Source organism: Clostridium zhoujianii (assembly GCF_051590805.1).
Classification (GTDB): domain Bacteria; phylum Bacillota; class Clostridia; order Clostridiales; family Clostridiaceae; genus Clostridium.
Window position 1 is genome coordinate 506,443 of record NZ_JBPUTF010000001.1, and the last position, 25,465, is coordinate 531,907.

Below are 25,465 nucleotides of genomic sequence, written 5' to 3' on the forward strand. Positions count from 1 at the left end.
TAGAGCAACATAATAGAAATAATGAATATATTATATTATGAGATTTCTAAGGAGTGATATAATTGTGACTTCTAATATATTAATAGCAAGTATTGATAAAACAGATAATGTACCTATTATAGTAGGGAGTACATCTTCATTTGATATAAATATTAAAAATATAAGCTCTAGTCAAAGATTATATAATTTAAATATATCCTTAACAGTTCCAGATGGTATGGCTCTTTCAACAGCTACATTATCTCAGACCTCTAGTGTAACTAATGCTGATAATAGTATTAGTTATTTTTGGGTAAATATTAAGGACCTTGCCCCTATGGAAATAAACTTTAAATTTAGTATTACCGTAAAATGTAACACTAAGTTTAAAAATGGAATAACTATACCTTTTGGATATAATTTTTCTGGAATAAGTCTCTCTTGTCAATGTGATACTATGCCTAGAGGTAATTATGACATAGGTAATGAAGTAATTACTCAAAAGATATCTATGACTTATTTAACTGTGAGATTTACAAGCAATATATTAACAGCAGGAAAGGTTCTTAAGGGTGCTGGAACATCTATAGCTTTAAATGATTATACTCAAGTAAATGTAGCAACTTGTAAATTTATTAATAACTCTATTTCTACATCTTTAGCAAATATAACTATATTATTAGAGGATGGTATAAGATATATTGGAAATATTACTACTTCAGGTACAGATTCCTCTAAATTCTTAACCCCTACTATTAGTACAGTAATGATTAACAATAAGCTTTACACACAGCTTTATTACGGTAATATTAACCTTTCAATTAATAGCAATACTACAGTGACTTTTAGTTATGCAGTATGGAATAAATATAATAGTAATCAAGGTAACTTTATCCTTCATGGAAGTAAAATAAATATGTTGATAAATATGAGCTCAGCTGATCCACTTATTATTTCAACTTCAGATAGTAGTACTAGCTTTGCTGCAATGGACTTAATAATAACAACCTCTGAAAGTAAAACAATAGTAGATGTTCAAACAAATATAACATATACCTATGTATATAAAGTGGGACAATACTATAATATTCAAGATATAGTTGTTCATTATTTTTTGCCAGATGGAATTTTCTATATTTCAAGTTCATCTACGCCAACTTCAGTTGTAAATAACCCTACAATGGAAGGCTATTATCTAACTTATAATTTTCAGTTAGCAACTCAAAACTCTAGCAAAACAGTAACTATTACTGCAAAAATAGATAGTTATTATAGGTATAAGAAAGATAGTGGATCTTTGAATTTACCAGTAGTTGCAGCAGATACATTCTTAGCTACTACAGATATTTTGGGTACCCTTATAGGGCCTTTAATTCAGGTTTCAGATAATGCTAATATTAGCTCAAGTATAGCTGTAGGGAGTATAACAAAGGAGTTTATTAAAGGTTATTATAAGGATGGGACAGCTAAGACAATAAATTCACTAGCCCCTGGGGATCTAGCAGAATATATCTTAACTTATAATGCCTCGACGTTAAAAGCTATACAGAAGCAGGTATATATTGATGACTTTTTTCCATTATCTGCTGAACCTATAGATAATTTAAGCTATATATAATGGGATATTTCCAATTACCTCTCCCAAATTAATTAGTCCTCATGGGGTTGATTTTTATTATGGAGATATTCCTGGTTTATCCTCTGGTACAATTAGATTTAAGATTCCTATTGCTTTACTTGGCTCTTCAACTCAAAATGCTAATTTAATGAAATTAAAAGGAATAAATACCTATGGAAATGCATACAGTAATCGAAGTCAAGTAAATATAAATATAGGCTCTCCAAACTTAACTTTAACTAAAACTTTATCAGGGCCAAATAAAAATGCAATAAAGTCAAATGAGATATACGACTATACTGTTACAATAAGTAATTCTAATAATCTAGGTACTGAAACAGATGCTTTTGATTTTACTATTAATGATACTTTATCTGATAATTGGTTTACAATTGACCAAAGTAGTGTAAAGATTACTGGTACAGGTAGTTATAATAATCCAATAATTCAAGGAAATAATATAGCTGTTTATATAAATAAATTATCACCAGGTAACTCATTAACCTTAAATTATAAAGTAACTATAAGCTCTTTTCTAGCACCTGGTATTACAATAACTACCACTGCTACAAATACTAATCCTTATTCTCAAGTATATGATGGAAGTTCATCTAATTTTCAATATAGCAATTTAAATAAAAGTGCATCTGTAAGTATGAATTCCTTGGCTATAGCTCTTACAAAAAGTAATTTTGCAGGCATATTTAAAGTTGGAGATTCAATAACTTATATGATAACAGTTACTATACCACAAGGAACAATTGCTTATAGTTTATATGTAAAAGATACTCTACCTAGTGGAGGACAAGTCTATTTAGGACCTTCCTTTAGAAATGGAGTAAATATAACTCCAATAGTTTCATCAAATATAGTTACTTTTCCTACAGAGGGAACTATAGATGGGAGGGTATCATCTCAAAGCATAACCTATATAATAACAGCTAAAATAAGTAATGCTAATAAAGTGGTTAATGCTACAACATCAACACAAACTGATACTGCCCAAGCCTTATATGAGCAAAGGCAAGGAAGTGGATATACTACAATTAGTAGAAGCTTAATATGTACAATAAATCATCCTAATATTCTAATGAGTCTAAGTGCTACAGACAAAAACAATTCTATAAGTTATCCACAAAGTGCTAATATAAATATCAATTCTATTATGCAATTTAAATTAATTTTCCAAAATAATAGTGCTATAAACTTAGTTAATGGAACCATAGAAATTCCTATAGATAATAACTTCTTATTTTCTTCAATAGATGTAAAATTCTTATGTAATGCCACATATAATATTTCATCTAAGAAAATTATTATAACTGTACCTCAGCTAGGCCCCTCAGTATCAGGATATATTACATTTACTTTAATACCTTTATCAACTTTAAGGGCTGGAGCTTCTATAAATACTCAAGCTACTGCTATTTCTTATTACAATGATATTTCTCCTAGTAAGGTATATAGTGGTGAAAAGAGCAATGTATTAACTTGTGTACTACCACCAGGGGTTTCACTAGTTCCAAACCCTTTGTACAAGATAAATGAATCAACAGCATTTATAGTAACACCACCTGGTAATACAGCAATTATAATTGACTACTTTAAAAATACTGGTGGGGGATATGATGATTTTAATTTAAGAATAGAAAAAGTTTTAATTCAATATTCTTTATATATTGATAATATTAAAGTAGCTGATGTACCAGCAAATAAGCTTTATGAGGCTGACTTAGTAGAAATGAGAAATTTACAGCCTAATACTACTAAGATTATAAAAATAACTACAGTAATTCCTTTAAATGAACCTTTAGGGACTAGATATGACTTTATAGTTAGGGTAAAATCTAAAACAAGTCCTTATCCTGAAAGTACAGTATTAAATATAGATCCAAATCCATTTTAAAAAAAGCAGAATATTCATATAAGAACCCTATAGAATAGACCATTAGTTGTTGTCTACTCTATAGGGTTCATTTTATCTCTAAAATCAGATGTGAACTTATATATAATTTAGATTTGTAAATTATATTAAAATAAATATTTTCTACATTAATATTTATATCAAATTCATCTGTATAACTAATACCAATTGGAACTGGGATATTAGTTGAAAAAAACTCTACATGATTATATTGAAAGTAGTCAGGAATATTTCTATTTTTTAATTGATAGATTATTTCATATTTCATACAGCCACTTACTACTAGAGTGCAGAGGCTATTTTCTAGATCTTCTATGTTGTTGATTTCTGGAGGTTGGACTAGTGTACAATTTATAATATTAGCCTTAGCTTTTATGTTAATAATTTTATAAACTCTTTTACAATAAGGCATATCAACAATGCTTTCTAGATTAAAACATTTAAATAAATTATTATTTATTTTAGTTATTACTGTATTTGTAAATTCCTTTAACTGCATAGGAGGTTCTTCCACATTATAAAGATAATCAAAATATATTGTTGAAGAATTTTCTGCTAAACAGGATGTATCAGTTTTTATAACTAAAGATTTAAATGAAATTAGGGTTGTATTATTTGGAGGAATATCAGCTAATTTAATATAATCATTTGGATTAAGACAGATTAATCTTTTATCATTAATAATAAGAGTATTACTTATGAATTTTAAATTAGTAGGAAGGATATCTTGAAAATATATATTAGTAACTTTAGAATTGCTAATGTTTGTTATGGTTATTGTATAAGTTAAAGTTTCAAATAGAGTAGCTCTAACTTTATCTGTATATTTTCTTGATTGTAACATACCCGGAATAATACTTGTTTTAACTTTATTACTTAGTATTGTCTTTTGAATAGTTGGTGACTTTTGTGATAATTTATATTCAAAATCCGTTCTAGCTTGATTTACTATTTGCATAAAACATCACCTTTAAATTATATTATTTTAATGATATTTACTTTAAATATAGGTCATAGTATTTAAATGAACTCATAATTACTTCATTTTGCTCTTTTTATAATTAATATATGCATTTAATTAGAAGTAGATAATTAAATTGTTTTACAAAAATAGACCTAAAAGAAGACATGAAGAGGAAATAATTCTCCTTCATGTCTTAAATATAAGTTTAAACTGAATATTTTTAGTGGAAATTATAATCTACTTTTCCTTTTCTTCTTTTTGATAAATTCTATCGTATTCATTTTGTTCTTCGTTCATATTAGTTACAATTTCCTTTGATTTTTCTGCTCTACATTTTTTACTAAGTGCACATGCTATTCCGTCCATTTATAACACCTCTTTCACTGTTATTTCTTAATACTATTATACTATATAACAAGAAATTAATCTATACTAAATATTAATTAATAGTAATTATTATTTAGTATACCCATATTTCAATAAAATATACCTGACATTTATTCAAATAACCATAGATATATTTAATATATAGTAAATATATGTAATAATCATAATTTAAGAGTTATAGAGGAAGAAATAGGAACTTATCTTCAAGTGTATTATAATAGTATATATTAAGATAAGTTCTATTTATAAATTCCAGATTTATATTGGAGGTATATCAGTGTTTAAAATTGGTGAGTTTTCAAAATTGACTCAAGTTTCTATTAGAATGTTAAGATATTATGATGAGATTGGAATATTAAAACCTGCAAAGGTTGATTTATTTACAGGATATAGAATGTATTCTGCAGATCAAATAACAACACTTCAAAAGGTTGTTTTATTAAGAGATACTAAATTCACTACATTAGAAATAAAAGATATAATACAAAGATGTAATGAAGTAGAGATATTAGAGGAATTAGAGAAAAAGAAAATACAGATTAATAAAGAAATAGCAATAGAAAAACAGCGAATAGAGAAAATCGATAGTGCAATAAAAGAGATTGAAGTGAAAAATTTTAAAATCCATTGCAATATAAACTTCAAAAAAGTAGATAAGATGTTAATTGTATCTTTAAGAGATAAAGTGCCCTCATATTTTCATGAAGGAATTTTATGGGACAGGTTATGCAAATTTATTAAGAATGAAAGTATTTCTTCAAAGCAGGATATGTACAATAATATTGCTATTTATCATGATATAGAACATAAGGAGGAAAATGTAGATATTGAAATTGGAATGGTTGTACATAAGATTGGAGAAAACAAGGAAGGATTTATATATAGAGAAGTAGAGTCTGTTGAAAAAATGGCCTATGCAATGGTATATGGACCATATATTAATTTAGCAAAAGCATATGAAGAGCTTGCCTATTGGATTGAAAATCATAATGAGCATATGGCAGATAAACCTTCTAGGCAGATATGCCATATAGGTGTTGAGGATGTAGATAATCCAGAAGAATATCTTACTGAAATACAAATTCCATTAAAATAATTATATTGACTCTCACATTATGTGAGGGTCTATTATTTATTTATAAGATAAATAGGAGGTATTAATTATGGAATTAAAAGAAATTGGTAAGATTAAAGTGGAAAAAGAAACTATGTTTCTTCAAATTAATAAGGAGTATATAAAGGGATTACAGGGATTAGAAGGTTTTAGTCATATTGATGTATTGTGGTGGTTTGATAAATGTGACAATAGCAAGAGTAGAAAGGTTGTAGAAACAAAGAAACCTTATAAAAAGGCACCTGAAAAGCTGGGGATTTTCTCAACTAGATCACCGGAAAGACCTAATCCAATAGCCTTGTCTGTTACTCAAATAACACATATAGATTATGAAAAAGGGATAGTATATATTACCTACATTGATGGGATGAATGATAGTAGTATTTTAGATTTGAAACCTTATACTCCAAGTATAGATAGGGTAGAAAAGCCTAGTGTTCCAGAATGGTGTAGTCATTGGCCAGTATGTTGTGAAGAGTCTGGAGATTTTAATTGGGAAAATGAGTTTTTATTTTAATAAAGAAAGAAGCGCTAATTTTTGAAAGATTGGTGCTTCTTTTATTATTTCAAATTGATGAGGAAGATAAAGTTATAGAAGTATTATTAAATTAAATACTAATAGGGCTAATTATTAAAATACAAGTGATGTAATAATAATCTTACTTTTTTTTAGTTAGTATGATAGAATTTAAGCAGGCGGTGATGGAATATGGAAAAATATCATATGTGTCCCAAATTTGAAAATGCTTTTGAATTATTAGGAAAAAGATGGACTGGGTTAATTATAAGAACACTACTTAATGGACAAAAGCGTTTTTCTGATATAGCAGATGCAATTCCTAATATGAGCTCTCGTATGCTTACGGAAAGATTTAAAGAGTTAGAAGCTGAAGGAATTGTTAATAGGAAAGTTTATCCGGAAACCCCTGTGCGTATAGAATATGAACTTACAGAAAAAGGACGTGAACTTGAAGTTGCTATGGAGGAAATTCAAAAATGGGCAGAAAAGTGGAATTAATTATAACAATACATAATAGTTAGTAGAAAAAAATATGTAAATATATGGTTATTTATAAGCTGTACTTTGTAATTAAAGCAAAGTGCAGCTTTTTTATATATTAAAAAGCTATTGACTATTTATAAATAGTATGTGATAATGATTTTAAAGTTAGTTACTTAAAATAACTAAGTAACTTTTATTCAGGAAGATAAATAAAAGAAATCGAAATATTTAAAAATAAATTAATTGATTGGAGATAGAGAAATGTTAAGAAAAATAGAGAGCAAAAAAATGGGGAATAGTAACCTTGGATGGCTGAAAAGTAAATTTCACTTTTCATTTGCAGAGTACTATAACCCTAATAATATAAATTTTGGAGTTTTAAGAGTTATAAACGATGATTTAGTTCAAGCTGGTACAGGATTTGATATTCACCCTCATAGAGATATGGAAATAATATCTTACGTTGTTGATGGGGAGCTTACACATGGAGATAGCATGAGTAATAAAAATACTATATCACGTGGACATGTTCAATATATGAGTGCAGGAACAGGAGTTTATCATAGTGAGCATAATCTTGGAAAAGATACATCGAGATTTTTACAGATATGGATTTTCCCAGATAGAGAGGGATATAACCCTAATTATGGAGACTACAGATTTGATTGGGATCATAGGCAAAACAAGTGGCTTCATATGGTATCAAGCAAAGAAGGCGATGCACCAATAAAAATAAATCAGGATGTAAATATCTATTCTTTAGAGCTTGAAGAAGGGAAAGAAATTAGCTTCCAGGTGAAGGAAGGAAGACAAGCTTATTTAGTTCAAATAGAAGGAAGTTCTGAAGTTAATAAAATTGAATTAAATGAAAGAGATGGTATGGAAATAGTTGAGGAAGATCTTTTAATTAAATCAAGAGAAACTTCTCATATTTTAGTTATAGAAATGAAAAAAGAAAACTAGTATTAAAATATATTAAAGAAATAAGGATTATACTAGTATTAAAATATATAAAAAAAGAATTATATTGGAGGTAAAATATATGTCAAAAGAATTTTTAACTGCAGTTGCAGAGAGAAGATCATATTATGGAATAAGTAAGGAGTCGGTAATTTCTGATGATAAGATAAAAGAAATAATAGAACATGCTGTGAAATATACACCATCAGCATTTAATTCCCAAAGTGCGAGAGTAGTTTTATTATTAGGAAAAAGTCATGATAAACTATGGGATATTACAAAAGAAGCATTGAGAAAGGTCGTACCAGCAGATAGCTTTAGTTCAACTGAAGATAAAATAAATTCATTTAAAAGTGGATATGGTACAGTGTTATTCTTTGAAGATAATAGTGTAATTGAATCCCTTCAAGAACAATTTGCTCTTTACAAAGATAATTTCCCAGTATGGGCTCAACAGTCAAGTGGAATGCATCAATTTGTTATTTGGACTGCATTAGAAAATGAGGGATTTGGAGCATCACTTCAACATTATAATGAACTTATTGAAGAGGAAGTAAAGAAGGAATGGAATATACCAAATAATTGGAAGATAATTGCACAAATGCCATTTGGAAAACCAACAGTAAAACCAGATGAAAAGCAGTTTCAAGAATTAGAAAATCGTATTAAAATATTTATGTAAATTTTATTTAATAAAATTATAGAGTAGTTATAGGTTAGATATGATAATGTTATATCTAACCTATTCTTTTTGGAGTAGATATTTTTAAGTAGGTGGAGGAAAATATGTATTTAGTATCTTTATATTTTGATGATAAAACAGCAAGAAAAATACAGGGGTTAATAAATAAAGTATCAGTGGTAAGTGGTAATGATTTTATGACTAATAATAATGTGCCACCACATATTACTATTGCAGCATTTCAAAGTGATGAAGAAGATAAAGTTATAGAATTATTAGATAAAAGAATTAAAGATATTGATAGAGGAGAAATAATCTGGGCATCAATTGGAGTATTTAAATCATCTGTTATATTTTTAGCACCAGTTTTAAATGAATACTTGCATAATCTATCAGTTAATATATATGAAGGTATATCTTCAGTAGAGAATATATCTATTAGTAAATTTTATTTACCCTTTAATTGGATGCCACATACAACTATTGGAAAGAAATTGACTAAGGAAGAGTTGATGTTAGCATTTCAAGAGTTAGAAAAAAATTTCACAACATTAAGTGGTTTGGTAACTAAAATTGCACTATCTAAGACGAATCCCTATGAAGATATTATTGTATGGCACTTAGATAAGAGGTAGTTCATTATTAGGAAAAGCCGAATAATCTAAGGCCCTTTTCGTCTATGATTTTTACTTTTTTATATCCAAGGGATACTAAACCATCTTCTTGAAACTTATTTAAAAACTTAGTTACAGTTACTCTACAGCTACCAATAAGTTGAGCAATTTCTTCATGGGAATAATCAATAATATATGTAGGATCATTCTTATCTATTTTGAAATATACTCCTAAGCGTATTAATAGTTGAGCAAGTTTTTTATCAGAAGGTAAAAATGCCATACTATTAACTTGAATGGATAAGTTTTGTATGGATAATGACATAAGATGAAACATCTGAATCATTAACTCAGGGTATTTTGTGAGATAAGGATATAGATTATTTAAGTTTACAGAGATTAATTCTACATCTGTTGCAGCACTAACAGATGTTAATCTAGAACCATAACTAAAATATGAGGATTCACCAAATAGTTTTCCCTGTCTTAATATTTCAATTGTAAGCTCAGTTCCTTTATTTGATATTAAAAAAATTCTAACACGGCCAGACCTTATTAAGTAGAAGTTATCAGCTTTATCATCTTGAAAATATATAATCTCATCTTTTTTATATTTTTGTATTCTACCAGCATCTTCAAAGATTTTATAAAATTCAGATGTAATATCTATTGTAGAGCCAGGTAAAAATTTAAATTTATCACTCATTCTGATCACCATCAATATAAAAATTTATTTAATAGATTGTAGTATAAACTACAATCTATTTTTAATTATATCATTAAAATAAATAATGTAAAAAAAATAGAATGGAGAGAGAGCAGTGGAAACTAAGGAAAAGTTATGGACGAGAGACTTTATATTAGCTTTAGTTATTACAATAGGTGTGAACCTTGCATGTAATTTGTTATTATCTACAATTTCAATTTATGCAAAGGAAATTACGAAGGTTGATACATATGCAGGAATTATGACTGGAGCATTTACTTTAGCGGCATTATTTATAAGATTAGTAGCAGGTAAGATGCTAGATAAAATTGGAAGAAGGAAGGTATTAGTTTTAGGTGTTGGAATTACGGTATTATCAACTATTGCATATTTACTTACAAATAATATTTATATAATTATTGTATTAAGGGTGATGCAAGGGTTAGGTTTTGGTATATCATCAACAGCAATTGCTACAATTGTAACAGATGTTACTCCAGAGTCTAGAATGCTTGAAGGAATCGGTTATTCAGGGGTTGGTATAACTATTACAACGGCTATAGGACCATCAATTGCTTTAGCTTTAGTTGGTAAGGAATATGATAATTTTAATTTATTATTTATAGTAACAGCAGCTGTGGCACTATTAACTATTTTACTTTCATCTAGATTATCCTATAAGGAAAATGTGGTTGTTAAAAAAGAGGTAGCTAGTGATAGTGAAGGGATTAGTATTAGAAAAATCATTATTCCAGCAACAGTATTATTTATAGCTGCAATTGCTGAAAGTACAATTTTAGCCTTTGCAGCATTATATGGAATTGAGCTTGGCTTTAGCAATATTGGTTTATTTTTCACTATAAATGCTATAGGTATACTTGCATCAAGATTATTTATTAATCAAATAGTCAATAAATTAGGAACTAACATTGTAGTATCAAGTGGAGTTCTTATATTTGCAGCTTCTATATTTGGAATGGCTGTAGCAAAAACTTATGGAATGTTAATACTTATGGGATTCTTATGTGGAGTTATGGTTGGATCATTATTACCAATAGTTAATCTTTTGATTTTAGATTCTGTAAGCAAAAGCAATAGGGGGATGGCAAACGCTATATATTATGCATTAATAGATGGAGGATATGGTGTAGGCTCAATAATGTGGGGACAAGTTATTGTAGCTTCTGGATATAGATCAATTTATGGATATTCAGCTATTGCTTTGATTGGGGCATTCTTAATATTTATGATAGGTATATTTAAGAGTAAAATAAAAAATAATGAAGCGTTAGATTATTGATAAAACTTTGACAATATTAGCAGTTTAAGATAGAATGTTTAATGAACTTCAAATTATTACAAAAAAGATGCCAAAATGATAAAGTAAAAGGGCGAAAATTAGTGAAATACAAAGCAAGGGTGGAAATATTGAATAAAGCAATTAATTTAACCAAAAGACTAGTAATATTTTTTATAGGAATGAGTATTATTCAGCTAGGAGTAGCATTATTTCTAAAAACCAATATTGGTTCAGATCCATTTACAGTTTTTACTCAAGGATTAGCAACCTTTCTAAATAAGACAAGTTTAAAGAAATTTTCATTAGTACAATTAATAGCAGGTAAGGCAGAAGTAACCCCTGGAGTAGCTAATATGATAATATTAATAGTACTATTTACTATTATAATTTTAGTAGACAAAAAACGAATACAGATAGGTACTTTAATATGTGTTATTGGGGTTGGTCCAATAATAGATCTCGGAGTAAAGATAGTTTCTTACTTTCCAGTGGAATCATATAATTACTTAGTAAGGGCTTTATTAGTATTGTTAGGATGTTTTATTATTGCCGTAGGATTTTCAATAATGTCTGAAAGTAAATTAGGAGTAGCACCTAATGATATTGTTCCATTTATTATTCAAGATAAAATTAAAGTAGAATATAGATGGATAAGAATTGCTGTTGATGGAGCATTCTTACTATTAGGGTTTATTTCAGGTGGAAAAGTCGGAGTTGGAACTATAATTGCAATGCTAAGTACAGGACCTTTTATACAATTCTGCTTACCTTATGGAAGAAAAGTAGTTAGTTTTATAGTTAATACTGATGAAAATATAAGTGAGGAAACTATTATTACTGCTTAAGATATTATTTTATAAAAAGTTTTATTTATATAAGATTCCAAGGTGAGGAACTTTGAGAGCAACTTAAGTCCACTACAGAAATGTAGTGGATTTTTTTATATTAGTATAGTAGGTTGAAAAGGAAATAGTAGGTTGAAAAGGAAAGTTATAGTAGATTAATAGTTTTCTCTATCACTAATATAGCCTATAATTTATAAGGGGGGTGTTTAGATGTATACAGTGGGGCAGGTAGCAAAAATTTTAGGAATATCAAGGGATACTTTAAAGTTTTACGAAGAGAAGAACCTAATAAATCCTAAACAAGATGAGGAGAATGGTTATAGGCAATATACAATTACTGATATTAATGAGATAGCAACAGTTAATTTTTATAGGGATATAGATATAGAAATAAAGAAAATACAAGAAATTCAAAAAAGTGATGGTATAGATACAATAGAATCTATATTGGAGGAAAAACAAAAAAATATTGAAGAAGAAATAGAATATAAAAAGTTACTTTTAAAACGGATTGAAGATATTAAAGAGGCTTGTAAATCAATAAAAGAAAGTTTAAATAAATTTACTATTAAAGAAATGAAGCCAGTAGTAGTAAGAAATGAAATAAATATGAAAGATAGTATTACTAAAGCCTTTAGTGAAATATTAGAAAAGTATGATTACTCTACAAGATTAAAAAAAGCTGTAAACTTGTCAGGATTATCAAGAATAGTATATTTTAATAATGAAGTTATAGAAAGTGAAAGATATATTCTATTTGAAAAGTTAGAAGAGGACAAGGATGAAAGAGGAGAAGTAATATACTATCCAAAGTGTTTATATATAGTAATAGCAGTTGGTATTGATGATGAAGAGCAAGATAACATAGATGAGAATATGGCTACTGCTATATTAAAAAATGCAAAGGAATTAGGCTATGAAACTATGGGGGTAGCTTATGTAAATTTACTACTTAATGGATATAAAAATGAGAATAATTTTGAATATTTAGAGATATATACACCAGTAAAATAGAAGTGGATTTATTCCACTTCTATTTTTTAAAAAAACTATTGACCTAGGAGTTACACCTACCTTTAAACTAAGTCTATAGATACAAAATATTCCAGGAATTATAAGGAGAGATTTTAGCAATGAATATATTAGAGGTTAGTGGTTTAAAGAAAAAATATACTGATAACTATGTAGTAAATGGAATTTCCTTTGAAGTAAATAAGGGTGAAATATTAGGCTTTTTAGGGCCAAATGGAGCAGGAAAAAGCACAACAATAAATATTCTTTCAACAGCTCTAAGATCCACTGAGGGGAAAATACAATTTATGGGTAAGGATATTTCAGAAAGTAAATTAGAGTATAAATCCTCTTTAGGAATAGTTCCACAGAGCTTGGCTATATTTGAAAATATACCCGCCATAGAAAATATAAAATATTTTGCAAGTTTTTATGGATTAAGAGGAGAAGAACTAAAAAGAAAGTCGGAAGAGGCACTAGATATGGTAGGACTTTTAGATAGGGGAAAGGATTTACCAAAGACTTATTCTGGTGGTATGAAAAGAAGATTAAATATAGCTTGTGCATTGGCACATAGTCCAAAGATTCTAATATTAGATGAACCTACTGTTGGAATTGACCCACAATCTAGAAATCATATTTTAGAATCTATTAAGAAACTAAGAGAAAGAGGCACAACTATCATATATACAACCCACTATATGGAGGAGGTTGAAGCAATATGTGATAGGGTTCTAATTATAGATAAAGGGGTAATTATAGCAGAGGGAACCTTAGAAGAATTAAAAAAGAGCATGGAAGAAAGTACAGTTTATAATATTTCAGGAGAAGGAATTGAAAATATAGAAAAGACTATATTTGAGTCAATTGAAGGAGTAAATAAGGTAGAAGTAGGAGAATCATTAAAAGTTAGTACAATAAAGGATGCAAACAACTTAGATAAGATAATATTAAAGCTTATAAATGCTAAAGTAAAAATCAAAAATATGGTTACTGAAGAGCAAAACTTAGAAACTACCTTCTTAAATCTAACAGGAAGAAATTTAAGGGATTAGGTGATAAATATGAATATGGTAAATATGATAAAGTTTCAACTTAAATTAATATGGAAAGCCAAAGAAATGTTTATGATGTTTTTTATTTATCCAATAGTACTAACAGGAATTATAGGCTATTTAACACAAAGCACCTTTAGTGGAGGCCTGTCTTCTTATGAATATTACTCAGTAGGGATGATGATTTTTATATTTACAAGTTCAGGGCTTATTAGTTCATTTAACTTTCTTGATAATCATAAAAAGTCAGGAAATTTAAGAACTATGTACACACCAATTAGAAATTTAGGAATATATCTTTCTCAAATAATAAGTGGAACAATTTATTCTTCTGTTGCTATTGCATTTGCAATGATAACTTTTAGCCTTCTATTTGGAGTTAACTATAATGGGAATGGAATTCTAATCTATATATCTTTTTTAATACTTTCCTTTATGTCAAACGCTTTAGGAATGTTTTTATGTACAGTAATAAAGAATATCGGGGTTATAAATATAGTATTTAATATAGTGGAGTCAGTTCTATGTGTACTTGGAGGGGCCTTCTTTTCATTAGAAGCATTAGGGGGAGTGCCTGCAATGTTATCAAAAATATCACCAGTAAAATGGTTAATGGATGGACTTTTAAATAGTATGTATGATGATAACAACACTATTCTTTTTGTAACCATAGGAATTACTATTATTATTTCAATAGTACTTCTTGGATTAACTTCTAAGACATTTAAAATTGAGAAGTATTTATAGAGGGGGAAGCTATGAGAAATATATTATTAGTAATGAAAAATAATTTATATAGAATTACAAAAGAGAAGGGTATGCTAGCAATGATAATTGTAGTTATGCCAATAATAATTTGCTTGGGGGTATATTTTAATGGAAGTGATGGTATAAAGGGTAAAATAGCAGTTGTAGGTGCAAAGGGAGAAGAAAAAGGGATAGTTGAAAACTCTATGGTAAGTAATGAAAAAATTAAAGTGGAATTTCTGGAGGAATCTCCAAGTAAAACTGAACTTATAAAAGGAGTTTATTTAGCAGAAATAAACTTAAATGGTGCTGAGGCTACTGTTATTTCCTATAGAGGTGAGGAAATAAAAAAAGCTCTAGAAGCAAGCTTAAAAGGGGAGGTTTGTGAGGGGGAAAATGAGAATACTACAGTCCAAGGAAAAGTAATTGGATTTTTAATAATGTTCCTCTTTATGGGGGCAACTACAATGGTTATGGACTTTTTCTTAGCTGATAGGGAAAATGGAACTTATACTAGGGTACTAAGTGGACGAATTTCATATTTCCAATATATTCTAGGACAAATGTTATATTCTATGATCATTTTAAGTATACCAAGTACAATATGGTCAGTTGCAATTTTAAAGATTTTAAATGTTAATTTAGATATAAGTTATTCACTATTAACCTTCTTATTATTTTTAGTAGGGATATTAAGTAGTAGCTTTGGAATGTTTATTGCAACAATTTTTAAAGATAGGGAATCAGAATCAATGGCAGGTTCAATAATTGCCATGATTACTAGTCTTTTAGGTGGATGCTTAATAAGCTTTACGGATACCAATAAGGTTATTGGATTTATCAGAAATATTATACCACAAAAAAGATTAATAGATTTATCTAATTGTTTTAATTATGGAGATTTAATATTTGTAATATGTACTATTTTAATTTTTCTTTTGGCCAGTGTAATTATAGGAAAAAGGCAATATGAAAATGGTGATTTTATTTAGTGAAATTAGTAATAAGCTCAAATAAGTTGTATAAAATTAGGGTCTCTGAAAGAGGGGTTGTCGAAAGACAACCTCTTATTTTTTGTAAACATTTTATATTATGTTAGGTATTTAAGAAAAAATACTAATAATGAGTGAATATATTATCATATTGAAGAATATAAATATGGAAGGACATAGTATCTATGGTGAGGTTTCAAGCAAGTTAAGGGATGGGGTAATTTAATGATTAGTAGAAAACACAGAAAAAAGAGGAGGTTTTACTAATGAATAAAGGTAGGGACAGAAAGTTAAGAAGACTTAATAAAAAGCAAATAAGGAAGCCAAACTCATTTTTTATTACTTTAATACTTTCTTTAACCTTTATGCTAGCAACTTCACTATTTTCTGGTAGCTCAGTTGAAGCGATAAATAGTAATCTGTTTACACCTGAAACAGATAATACAGAGACTAAAGTAAAGTTATCAGATACTTTTGATAAAGATAGCCCAGTGGAGGCTTATGATAAGGATGAAAAAGGTAAGGAGGATGATAGGAAGCAAGATAATAAGGAAGATATAATATCATCAGAACAAGAAGAATCTACTTTAGTAAGGGCAATAGGTTCTAGAATTCCAACTAATGATACATTTACTTCTCTTGGTGGTTCTTACACCATTAAGCATATATTAAAGAATTATAATATATTTGCTTTTGATGATATTGAAGGAACACATGTAGTTGGTCCAATAGTTACTAAAAATAAAGCATATAGAACAAGTGGCTATGGAATAGGTGTAAATTCTACTTTTATTGCTTCAGATTATTCTAAAGGTGTGCCTTCATATGTAGGAATATTGGAACCAATTATTAATAGTGATAAAGCTACAGTTAATTTTAATTATGGCTTTGATTTTAAGAAGAATCCTAGTTTTAAAGAGCCTAATTTATATATAAGCTCATTTAATGATTTAGAAAAAAATCAAAACTCAGGAAAGCATACTGTTTACTCAAAGGATGGCAAAGCCTTTACTGGACCAAGTAATTCAGGGTATGGACCAATTTTTCAAAATGATAATTTTATTAATTTTGAAGATGCAAGAAGTAAGATATTAAATGAATCAAGTAATTTAGCAAGTAGACCAGATTCTATTGAAGTATCTCCTGAAGCTGATACTGGATATTTAAAAATTGATGCAGGAAAAAGCTATCTTATAAAAGATGCAAGTAAACTTAGATTAGTTGATATTCAATATCCAGCAGGATATGACCCAGTAAAAAATCATTATCCATATCCAACAATTATAAACATTGTAGATGATACATTAGCTATGAGTGGAATAACTTTTAAGGAAAAAAATATTATTGCACCTGATGGAACTAGTTTTTATGTGGGAAAACAAACTCTTAATAAAATAGAGGGAAAAGATCATCAATTTTTCCCAGCCCTATGTGTTAATGGAAAACTATTTAATGGAGGACAAGGAGCTGGAGAAGGATTTGAGTATGGTGATGATAATGGAGTAATCTGGAATATGCCTAATATCAAAACTAAAAATGGTGGATATAGAGTTGTTACAGATGGAAATTACGATATTTTAGGACATATAATAGCTCCAAATGCTGAGATTTGGAATTACAGTGAAAAATCACCTGGGCAAGTTACCTGGAGTGGGGGAAATATGAATGGATGTGCTATTGTTGATGCTTGGCATGGTGGTACAAGAGAAAGTCATATGTGGCCACTTGCGCTAACAGATATTGATCCACCAATTAAAAAGGATTTGTTATTAGTAGGTAAAAAGAATTTTTCAGGTGGAAATTTAAAAGATTATAATTTTAAATTTACTTTAGGTTTATTAGATGGAGGTAGCATCCCAGATGGGGTAGTGAATAAAGATATTCCACAGACAGTTTCATCAAAAGAAGATGGAAGTATAGAGTTTTTACCAATTACTTTTAATAAGGAAGGAAGTTACACATTTAATATAAAGGAAGTTATAGATGAAAAAATAGATAAAGAAATAATATATGACAAAAGTGAGTATAAGGTTGATGTTACAGTAAAGAAAAATGCTGAAACAAATACATTTGATATTACCTATATAATTACAAAAATTAAAGACTCAAATGGAGAGCTGTTGTACAAACCAGAAACTGTAGATATATTAATATTCAACAACAGCAAACCAGGATATATGCTCCCAGCAACAGGGGGGATAGGAAATATGGTTTTTATAATTATTGGTACAGCAATGATTTTAATTTCTATATCAGTATTAATTAAAAGTCGATATAAATTTAATCAATAAGAATTAAATTGGTTCTTTTTGGTAAATTAATATAATTAAAATAATAGGGGGATTTAAACAATGAAAAAAATAACTAAAATATTTGTGTCACTATTATTAGCTTTAGTAATGGTGTCACCAGCACTAGTAAATGCAGCAACAGGAAATGGAAGTATTACAATTAAGAATGATCCAGCTATTACTGGAGTTTCAATGAAAGATCATAAATATAGTGCATATAAGGTTTTTGATGTAATTACAGGTGGAACAGGTAATTATAATTATACATTAGATTCTGATTTTAAAGATTTCTTTAAGGGGAAAGCTAAACCTTCAGATGATATAAGTACAGATGTAAAATTAAATAAATTTGCATATGATTATGTTAATGGTTCAGATATAAACGCTTTAGCAACTGAATTAAAGAATTATATTCTTACAAAGGGTGTTACCTTTGAAGCTAAAAGTGGTGCAGTTAATGTTGCAGTAGACAAAACAGAAGATGTTAAAATAAGCAATTTGCCATTAGGGTACTATATAGTTCTTGATGATGGAGATGGAAGTATAGCTCCATCATTTATAGCAGCAGCAGCACTAGGAACAACAGATTCTAACTTAGTTATTAATTTAAAAGCATCAGCGCCAACAATAGATAAGCAAATCAAACACAATGAATCAGGGCAATGGGGCATTGTTGGAGATAACCAAATTGGTGATAAGGTTGAATATAAATTAATATCTAAAGTGCCAAGCAATTTAACTGGTTATAAAACTTACACTTATAATATTCATGATAGTTTATCAGCTGGTTTAACTTTTAATAATGATATTGAAATATATGTCGGGGATAAAGGAACAGGAACAAAGCTTGATTCATCTTATTACACAGTAAATAACAATACTAATGCAAATAAATTTGATATTTCTGTAGATATTTTAACTGCTATTAGTGCAAATAAATTTAAAGCAGGAGATATATTAAATATATATTATTCAGCAACATTAAATGAAAATGCAGTAGTTGCAAGTAATCATAATGATAATACAGCATATTTAGAATATAGTAACAATCCATATGAAGACTCTAAAGAAGAAACTATAAAAGTAACTGTTAAGGATTATACCTTTAAATTAAATGGATTAAAAACTAAAGAGGATAAGATAACTGCACTTCCAGGAGCAAAGTTTGAAATAAGTAGAGAAGGAAAAGCAATTTACTTTAAAAAAGATGCGTTAGCAAACAAGTATACTGTTTGTGCAGAAAAGCATGAGCATGGAACAGGTTGTACTACAGAAATAGTATCTGGAGAAAATGGCAGATTTGAAATAGTTGGATTAGATGATGCAGTAGAATATACATTAAAAGAAACAGAAGCACCAACAGGATATAATGCAATAGATCCAATTAAATTTACAATTACTGCTACTTATGATGTAGATGGCAATATTATAGATATTACAACAAGTGCTAATGGAATTACTAAGGAAAATAGTACTTTTGAATTAGCAACTACTATTGTAAATACAACTGCCAGCAAGTTACCTGAAACAGGTGGTATAGGTAGAACAATATTTACTGTTATTGGTGGATTATTAATGATTTCTGCAGCAGGTTTATTAATAGTAAAGTTCAATAAAAAGACTGTATAAAATATAAAAGTTAGATAGAGGGTAGCCATGAAAAAAAAGTTTTCTACAATTATACTGTGTGTTATTTTTCTAATTGGGCTCACAATTCTTATATATCCAACAGTTAGCAGTTATTATAATGAAAAGATAAGTTCTTACGCAATAGCAGAATATAGTGAAAAAATAACGGACTTAAATGTGGATGAAACAGAAGCAATCTTAAAAAGAGCTGAGGAATATAATAAAGAGTTATTAAATAAATCAGTTCATTTTATAAATGGTGAGCCTAGTAGCCCCGATTATTTATCTGAGCTTAATGTGGATGATAATAATATGATTGGAGTAATAGAAATTAAAAAAATAAATGTTTATTTACCAATATATCATGGAACTGCTGAACCTGTTTTACAAAAAGCAATAGGTCATTTAGAAGGTTCATCATTACCAATTGGTGGAATTGGAAATCACAGCGTATTAAGTGGACATAGGGGATTACCCTCTGCTAAATTATTTACTAATCTTGATAAGCTTGAAGTAGGAGATATGATATCAATAAAAGTTTATAAAAAAACTATTTATTATAAGGTTAAAGAAATAAGTGTTGTAGAGCCTCAAGAAATAGAACTTTTGAAGCCAGAAAGTAATAAGGACCTATTAACACTAGTTACATGTACCCCTTATGGTGTAAATTCTCATAGACTTCTACTAACAGCAGAAAGAAGTGAGGATATTGAAGAGGAGAGTATAGATGTAATTAGTAATAAAAATGAATGGAAATCAGCTCTAATTATTTTAATAAGTATAATATCAATTATTTTAATAGCCTTAAAGATTAGAAAAATAAATAAAAATAGAACTTGAGGGGGATAAAATGTGGAAGCTAAAGGCAAAGCAAATAATTTGTATAGTTTTTATAATCCTTTCTTTAAGTAGTGGTTATGTGACTAATGCAAAAGAAAGCCTAGATATAGGTAAAAAAGCCTCTTTAGAAATATATCATTCATATATGGATAGACCTTTGAAAAATGTTGAGTTTAATATATATAAAGTTGCAAGTATAAAGTCATCATCAGAATTTGAAATAACAGAGGCCTTCAAAAACTATCAAATAGACTTTAGCTCTTTAAAGGATGAGTCTGATTGGTATCTTTTATTTGATACATTGGCTACCTATGTTAAGGTAGATGGAATAAGATCAGATAGAAAATTAGAAACAAATACAGAAGGAAAAGTTAAATTTTCAAATTTAGATGTTGGAATTTATTTAGTACTAGGAGAAACAAGTTCATTTAATAATAATAAATATGAAATGAAACCATTTTTAGTTTCAGTGCCAATAATAGATGAAATTACAGATGACTATAACTATGATGTAAAAGTAACTACGAAATGTGAAGAGATTCAAAATAATAAAACAAGCTTTATAGTACAAAAAAAATGGAGCAATGATAAATTTGAGGAAAGACCAACATCAATAAATATAAATTTATATAGAAATAATTCTGTATACAAAACTGTAACTTTAAGTGAAGATAATAATTGGAAATATCAATGGAATGATTTAGACAACAATGTAGATTGGACAGTTAAAGAAGAGAATGTTCCATTAGATTATACTGTAACTTATGAAAAGTATAATAATACAGTAATTATAGTTAATACCTATAAGAAAGATCCTAATATTCCAAGTGAAATTAATACTTCAAAAACTGGTGATCAGAGGCAAATGATCCCTCTTATTAATGTATTATTAATATCAATGGCAATTTGTATAATTATCTTAGCTAAAAGAAAAAAGGCATAATTTAAATAGTGAAGTTTGGACTCCATTAAAGAAGAAATAGGAATAGATGATGGTACTGAAAAAATCAGAGTTTTCAGTATCATCTTTTTATTTGTGATAAGGTAACGCCTATTATGAGTAATTATAAATTGACAAATTATGTTATTATAAAAGGGGAAAATAATTTTCAATATAGAAATGACACATTATTTACGTAAGTATAAATTTAAGGGGGAGAGAATGAATAATTTTTGGGATAGACTTAATAATTACAAAGGAATATTAATGGAAGGAGCATTAGCAGAAAGATTAAAAAGAGAATATAACATACCAATAGATGAGGATGTTGCATTAGCATCAATAATATATAACAAAGAATATTCAAAAGCTTTGAAAGATATATTTATGGAATATATAGATATAGCAAATAGATATAACCTACCTATTATGATAACAACACCAACTCGTAGAGCCAATAAAGAGAGAATTTCAAAGTCAAAATATAATAAGGAAATTATAAAAGATAATGTGTTATTTTTAAAAGAAATAAGAAAAACCTTTAATAATGATGTATTTATTGGTGGGCTAATGGGCTGTTATGGAGATGCGTATAGTGCTAATGATGGATTAGGTATAGAAGAGTCAATTGAATTTCATTCATGGCAAGCTAAATTATTCAAAGAGGCAGAAGTTGATTTTTTATTTGCTGGTATTATGCCAACACTTAATGAAGGAATTGGAATGGCAAAAGCAATGGAGAGTACAGGATTACAATATATAATTAGCTTTATGATAAGAAAAGATGGTAAGTTGATAGATGGAACAACTATTAATGATGCTATAAGAATTATAGATGAATCAGTTGATAGAATCCCCCTATGCTATATGACTAATTGTGTTCATCCAGATATAGTGTATGAGGCATTATATAAAGATTTTAATCAAACAGATATTGTTAAAAATAGATTTATAGGTATTCAAGCTAATGCAGCTTGCTTATCACCAGAGGAGTTAGATAATTCTCATGACTTAGTTTCATCAGATCCAATTAGTTTAGCTAATAGTATAATGAAATTACGTAATGACTTTAATTTGAAAATATTAGGTGGTTGTTGTGGAACAGATGATAAATATATTGAAGAGATAGCAAAGATATTAATATAAAAGTCTATCCTATTTTTCACAAGAAACCTAATTAAAACTTCGATATAAGAAATAAATTCTAAAATATGGAATTTATGGTATAATAATTGGAATGATTTTGGTTGATAAGATTAATTGAAATACATATTATTTATAATTTTGGGGGGTAGTTTTGAACATAGATAAGTTTTGGAAAAAATTTTTAGAGGTTAATAATAAGGATAGCTCAACAGAGTACATAGAAAGTTTTCATTTTGAGATGACAGAAAAGTTAGCAAATGAATTATTAGAATTAGTATTGTGCGGTAAAAAGCAAGCAACGGCAAGCAGCTTGTATGCTTATGAAATTGAAGGTAGTAGAATTCCACAGGTAGGAGATTATAGCATTGTAACTGATTGGGAAGGAAATCCTCGCTGTGTAATTGAAACAATTGCTGTGACAATAGTACCATTTAATCAAATAACCTTTGATATTTGTAAGCGTGAAGGTGAAGATGATACACTAGAATCTTGGCAAAAAGGACATAGAAACTTTTTTTGTGCAGATGGAAAGGAACTTGGATATGAGTTCACAGAAGATATGCCAGTAGTTTTTGAAGACTTTAAAGTTATATTCTCAAAATAAGACTTAGATAAATATATTAAAAGAATCCAATGATATGAAGGTATCATTGGATTTTTTTATATTTATTTTAGTAGTAATTTCAGGAGGATATTAGATTATTATTGAGAGAAATCAATGTGAAGAATCCTAATAAGGAGGAATTTTAATAGAAAAGATAATTTTTTAAGTATTATAAAAGGATACCAAAAAATACATATTTTGAGGTATTGACAGTGAAAAAAAGCGATAATAAAATAAAAATAAAAAAACTGAGGTGTGTTAAGGAATATGAAGAAAAAACCAGTAAAAGTTGCTATGTTTTTGATGATGATTTTAGCAATTGGACTAATTTCAATAGGTAAGACAGTATCATTTTTCACATCTCAAGATCAAGTGAAAAATCAATTCAAAACAGGAAATATAAATATAGAAATAGTTGAAAAAGAAGAAGATGGCAGTACAGATTGGATAGATAAGGATAATGTAACCTTAGACTCAGAAAACTATAAAAAAGTTTCTGTAGAAAATAAAGGTACAGTTAACTCCTATATAAGAGTAGCCTTGGAACCTAGATGGGTTGATGAAGGTGGGACGACCTTCTTAGGTGATACAAAGGACATTACTTTTATACTTAATGAGGGTTCTACAAAATGGACAGGCTTACAAGAAGATAATTATTACTATTACACAGAAACCTTAGGACCAGCTCAGGTTACAGAGGAATTATTAGAAAGTGTAACTATTAGTGTTGAGGAAAAACTAAAGGAAAAATACAAAGGGAAGAGGCTTATAGTTGATGTAATTGCTGAGTCAATAGTATCAGGACAATATGCAAGCTATATAGATGCTTGGAAGAATGCTAAATCAAGTAGTTAGGAGATATAAATGAGTAAAGGTACACAGAAGAAAAAAGGCATAGTCAAAATAATCGGAAATCTATTATTTTATCTAATATTAATATTCTTATTAGCTCTTTCTTTTTCAGTTTTAAAAGCAAAGAAAGAGGGTAAACAACCAGAATTCTTTGGGTATAAGTTCTTTGTTATTTTAACAGGAAGTATGAGTCCTACTATTGAACCAGGAGATTTAATTGTAGTTAAGGATCTGCCTAAGGATGAGATTAAGGTTGATGACATAATAACTTTTGGGAAAACTACGGATAGTATTACTACCCATAGGGTTAAGGAAGTAAGAGCAGAAGACAGAATAAAATTTATAACTCAAGGTGATGCAAATAATATTCAAGACCCAGCCCCAGTATTTGAAGAAAATGTACAAGGGTCAGTTGTTAAGATAATACCTAGAGTTGGAGGAACAGTTAAGTATATTCAAGAGAATATTTTAATGATTATGATTATTATTCTTATCTTAATTTTAGCAGGTATAGCAATAAAAGAGATAATTAAAAACAAGTAAAAAGTTTAATTTTTTTCAATATATTAAATAGAATTTTTGGAGGATTTTATAATGAATAAAAAGAAAATTATAGCTTTATTAATTGTTGGAGGCTTAACTATAGGAGCAGTAGGAGGATCATTTGCTTGGTTTACCTCTAGTGATTCTGTAATGAACAAATTCTCTACTGTTGGAGTAAAAGATCCACTAGATTTGAATGAAGATGCTGGAGTCAAGGTAGATGAAATATTTACTGAAGCTTTCAATGTATTACCAGGTGAAGCAGTAAATAAGGATGTAAGAGTTGAAAGTACAGCAGGATATAACCAATATGTTAGAGTTAAGTTTGAAAAAAGCTTTAATACTGAGGAATTAAATACTGATGATAATCTAAAACTAATAGAATTGAACTTTAAAGAGGATGCATTTACTACTGGAAATTGGTTTGATGGTGGAGATGGATATTACTACTATAAAATCATAGTAGAGGCTGAAAATGAAGTTGAGAATGAAGATAATAAAGAGGATGTGGATGTTACTAAATATCTTTTAGACTCTGTTACTTTAAGTTCAAAAGCAGGAAATGATATGAAGAATGTAAGATTCACTGTAAATGCAATTGCAGAAGGTATCCAAGCAACTAAAGAAGCAGTAGAGGAAGTATGGGGAGTAACTGTTGATGGTAATGGACAGTTAGCACCAAAGTAATAAGAAAATTGAAGGCGGCTTCTTAGGAGGCT

General features: G+C 28.5%; 26 protein-coding genes. 23 read left to right on the forward strand and 3 right to left on the reverse strand.

The annotated features are described in order from the left end of the window. The first annotated feature begins 64 nt into the window (after window positions 1-64). Window positions 65-1,597 (forward strand): hypothetical protein, encoded by a 1,533-nt coding sequence (locus tag ACSYT2_RS02285; RefSeq protein WP_438383170.1) that lies wholly within the window; start codon window positions 65-67, stop codon window positions 1,595-1,597. Between the two features lie 148 nt (window positions 1,598-1,745). After that, window positions 1,746-3,503: an isopeptide-forming domain-containing fimbrial protein gene (locus ACSYT2_RS02290; protein WP_438383172.1), complete on the forward strand. Its 1,758-nt coding sequence runs from the start codon at window positions 1,746-1,748 to the stop codon at window positions 3,501-3,503. A gap of 67 nt (window positions 3,504-3,570) precedes the next feature. Here the strand turns inward: ACSYT2_RS02290 and ACSYT2_RS02295 are convergent, their stop codons facing one another. Together ACSYT2_RS02295 and ACSYT2_RS02300 are read right to left on the reverse strand one after the other, a co-directional pair. Then, window positions 3,571-4,479 carry a DUF11 domain-containing protein gene (locus ACSYT2_RS02295; RefSeq protein ID WP_430857168.1) on the reverse strand — a complete coding sequence of 303 codons (909 nt, stop codon included), beginning with the start codon at window positions 4,477-4,479 and terminating at the stop codon, window positions 3,571-3,573. 243 nt (window positions 4,480-4,722) lie between these two features. Then, window positions 4,723-4,851 carry a hypothetical protein gene (locus ACSYT2_RS02300; protein ID WP_430857169.1) on the reverse strand — a complete coding sequence of 43 codons (129 nt, stop codon included), beginning with the start codon at window positions 4,849-4,851 and terminating at the stop codon, window positions 4,723-4,725. A gap of 298 nt (window positions 4,852-5,149) precedes the next feature. Between ACSYT2_RS02300 and ACSYT2_RS02305 the strand changes: the two genes are divergently transcribed. From ACSYT2_RS02305 to ACSYT2_RS02330, 6 genes are all read left to right on the forward strand, one after another. Further along, window positions 5,150-5,968, forward strand: a complete 819-nt coding sequence (locus ACSYT2_RS02305; protein ID WP_430857170.1) for a MerR family transcriptional regulator — start codon at window positions 5,150-5,152, stop codon at window positions 5,966-5,968. A 67-nt stretch (window positions 5,969-6,035) separates the two neighbouring features. Further along, a complete protein-coding gene (locus ACSYT2_RS02310) occupies window positions 6,036-6,503 on the forward strand; it encodes an SAM-dependent methyltransferase (protein WP_438383176.1) in 468 nt (155 codons plus the stop codon). Between the two features lie 192 nt (window positions 6,504-6,695). After that, window positions 6,696-7,004 (forward strand): winged helix-turn-helix transcriptional regulator, encoded by a 309-nt coding sequence (locus ACSYT2_RS02315; protein WP_438383178.1) that lies wholly within the window; start codon window positions 6,696-6,698, stop codon window positions 7,002-7,004. Window positions 7,005-7,250: 246 nt separating this feature from the next. Next, window positions 7,251-7,952, forward strand: a complete 702-nt coding sequence (locus ACSYT2_RS02320; protein WP_438383181.1) for a pirin family protein — start codon at window positions 7,251-7,253, stop codon at window positions 7,950-7,952. Window positions 7,953-8,031: 79 nt separating this feature from the next. Continuing rightward, window positions 8,032-8,631: a nitroreductase family protein gene (locus ACSYT2_RS02325; RefSeq protein ID WP_438383183.1), complete on the forward strand. Its 600-nt coding sequence runs from the start codon at window positions 8,032-8,034 to the stop codon at window positions 8,629-8,631. Window positions 8,632-8,735: 104 nt separating this feature from the next. Further along, window positions 8,736-9,266, forward strand: coding sequence for a 2'-5' RNA ligase family protein (locus ACSYT2_RS02330; protein ID WP_438383185.1), 531 nt, complete (start codon window positions 8,736-8,738; stop codon window positions 9,264-9,266). A gap of 7 nt (window positions 9,267-9,273) precedes the next feature. Here ACSYT2_RS02330 and ACSYT2_RS02335 read toward each other — a convergent pair whose 3' ends face one another. After that, a complete protein-coding gene (locus ACSYT2_RS02335) occupies window positions 9,274-9,951 on the reverse strand; it encodes a Crp/Fnr family transcriptional regulator (protein ID WP_438383186.1) in 678 nt (225 codons plus the stop codon). Window positions 9,952-10,066: 115 nt separating this feature from the next. On the opposite strand from ACSYT2_RS02335, the gene ACSYT2_RS02340 reads away from it, so the two are divergent. The 15 genes from ACSYT2_RS02340 to ACSYT2_RS02410 all read left to right on the forward strand — a co-directional run bounded on the left by ACSYT2_RS02340 (window position 10,067) and on the right by ACSYT2_RS02410 (window position 25,433). Beyond that, on the forward strand, window positions 10,067-11,251 hold the full coding sequence (locus ACSYT2_RS02340) for an MFS transporter (protein WP_438383189.1): 1,185 nt from the start codon (window positions 10,067-10,069) through the stop codon (window positions 11,249-11,251). Between the two features lie 128 nt (window positions 11,252-11,379). Then, entirely contained in the window at window positions 11,380-12,096 is a 717-nt protein-coding gene (locus ACSYT2_RS02345; RefSeq protein ID WP_438383192.1) for a YczE/YyaS/YitT family protein, read from the forward strand. 210 nt (window positions 12,097-12,306) lie between these two features. Beyond that, window positions 12,307-13,110 (forward strand): MerR family transcriptional regulator, encoded by an 804-nt coding sequence (locus ACSYT2_RS02350; protein WP_430857179.1) that lies wholly within the window; start codon window positions 12,307-12,309, stop codon window positions 13,108-13,110. A gap of 119 nt (window positions 13,111-13,229) precedes the next feature. Next, window positions 13,230-14,162, forward strand: coding sequence for an ABC transporter ATP-binding protein (locus ACSYT2_RS02355; protein ID WP_438383195.1), 933 nt, complete (start codon window positions 13,230-13,232; stop codon window positions 14,160-14,162). A gap of 9 nt (window positions 14,163-14,171) precedes the next feature. Next, window positions 14,172-14,909, forward strand: a complete 738-nt coding sequence (locus tag ACSYT2_RS02360; RefSeq protein ID WP_438383197.1) for an ABC transporter permease — start codon at window positions 14,172-14,174, stop codon at window positions 14,907-14,909. Window positions 14,910-14,920: 11 nt separating this feature from the next. Then, the gene (locus ACSYT2_RS02365; protein WP_438383200.1) at window positions 14,921-15,901 is read left to right on the forward strand and encodes an ABC transporter permease; all 981 of its coding nucleotides are present in this window, start codon (window positions 14,921-14,923) and stop codon (window positions 15,899-15,901) included. Window positions 15,902-16,167: 266 nt separating this feature from the next. Further along, a complete protein-coding gene (locus ACSYT2_RS02370) occupies window positions 16,168-18,192 on the forward strand; it encodes a collagen-binding domain-containing protein (protein WP_438383201.1) in 2,025 nt (674 codons plus the stop codon). A gap of 60 nt (window positions 18,193-18,252) precedes the next feature. Next, entirely contained in the window at window positions 18,253-19,821 is a 1,569-nt protein-coding gene (locus tag ACSYT2_RS02375; protein ID WP_438383203.1) for a SpaH/EbpB family LPXTG-anchored major pilin, read from the forward strand. A 27-nt stretch (window positions 19,822-19,848) separates the two neighbouring features. After that, window positions 19,849-20,661 (forward strand): class C sortase, encoded by an 813-nt coding sequence (locus tag ACSYT2_RS02380; RefSeq protein ID WP_438383204.1) that lies wholly within the window; start codon window positions 19,849-19,851, stop codon window positions 20,659-20,661. Window positions 20,662-20,671: 10 nt separating this feature from the next. Then, on the forward strand, window positions 20,672-21,604 hold the full coding sequence (locus tag ACSYT2_RS02385) for a Cna B-type domain-containing protein (protein ID WP_438383206.1): 933 nt from the start codon (window positions 20,672-20,674) through the stop codon (window positions 21,602-21,604). Window positions 21,605-21,823: 219 nt separating this feature from the next. Next, a complete protein-coding gene (locus ACSYT2_RS02390) occupies window positions 21,824-22,747 on the forward strand; it encodes a homocysteine S-methyltransferase family protein (protein WP_438383208.1) in 924 nt (307 codons plus the stop codon). 151 nt (window positions 22,748-22,898) lie between these two features. After that, window positions 22,899-23,351, forward strand: coding sequence for an ASCH domain-containing protein (locus tag ACSYT2_RS02395; RefSeq protein ID WP_438383210.1), 453 nt, complete (start codon window positions 22,899-22,901; stop codon window positions 23,349-23,351). A 267-nt stretch (window positions 23,352-23,618) separates the two neighbouring features. Next, window positions 23,619-24,206, forward strand: coding sequence for a hypothetical protein (locus tag ACSYT2_RS02400; protein WP_438383212.1), 588 nt, complete (start codon window positions 23,619-23,621; stop codon window positions 24,204-24,206). 9 nt (window positions 24,207-24,215) lie between these two features. After that, window positions 24,216-24,746, forward strand: coding sequence for a signal peptidase I (locus tag ACSYT2_RS02405; RefSeq protein WP_438383214.1), 531 nt, complete (start codon window positions 24,216-24,218; stop codon window positions 24,744-24,746). Window positions 24,747-24,797: 51 nt separating this feature from the next. After that, a complete protein-coding gene (locus ACSYT2_RS02410; protein WP_430857191.1) occupies window positions 24,798-25,433 on the forward strand; it encodes a SipW-dependent biofilm matrix protein BsaA in 636 nt (211 codons plus the stop codon). Window positions 25,434-25,465: the final 32 nt, after the last annotated feature.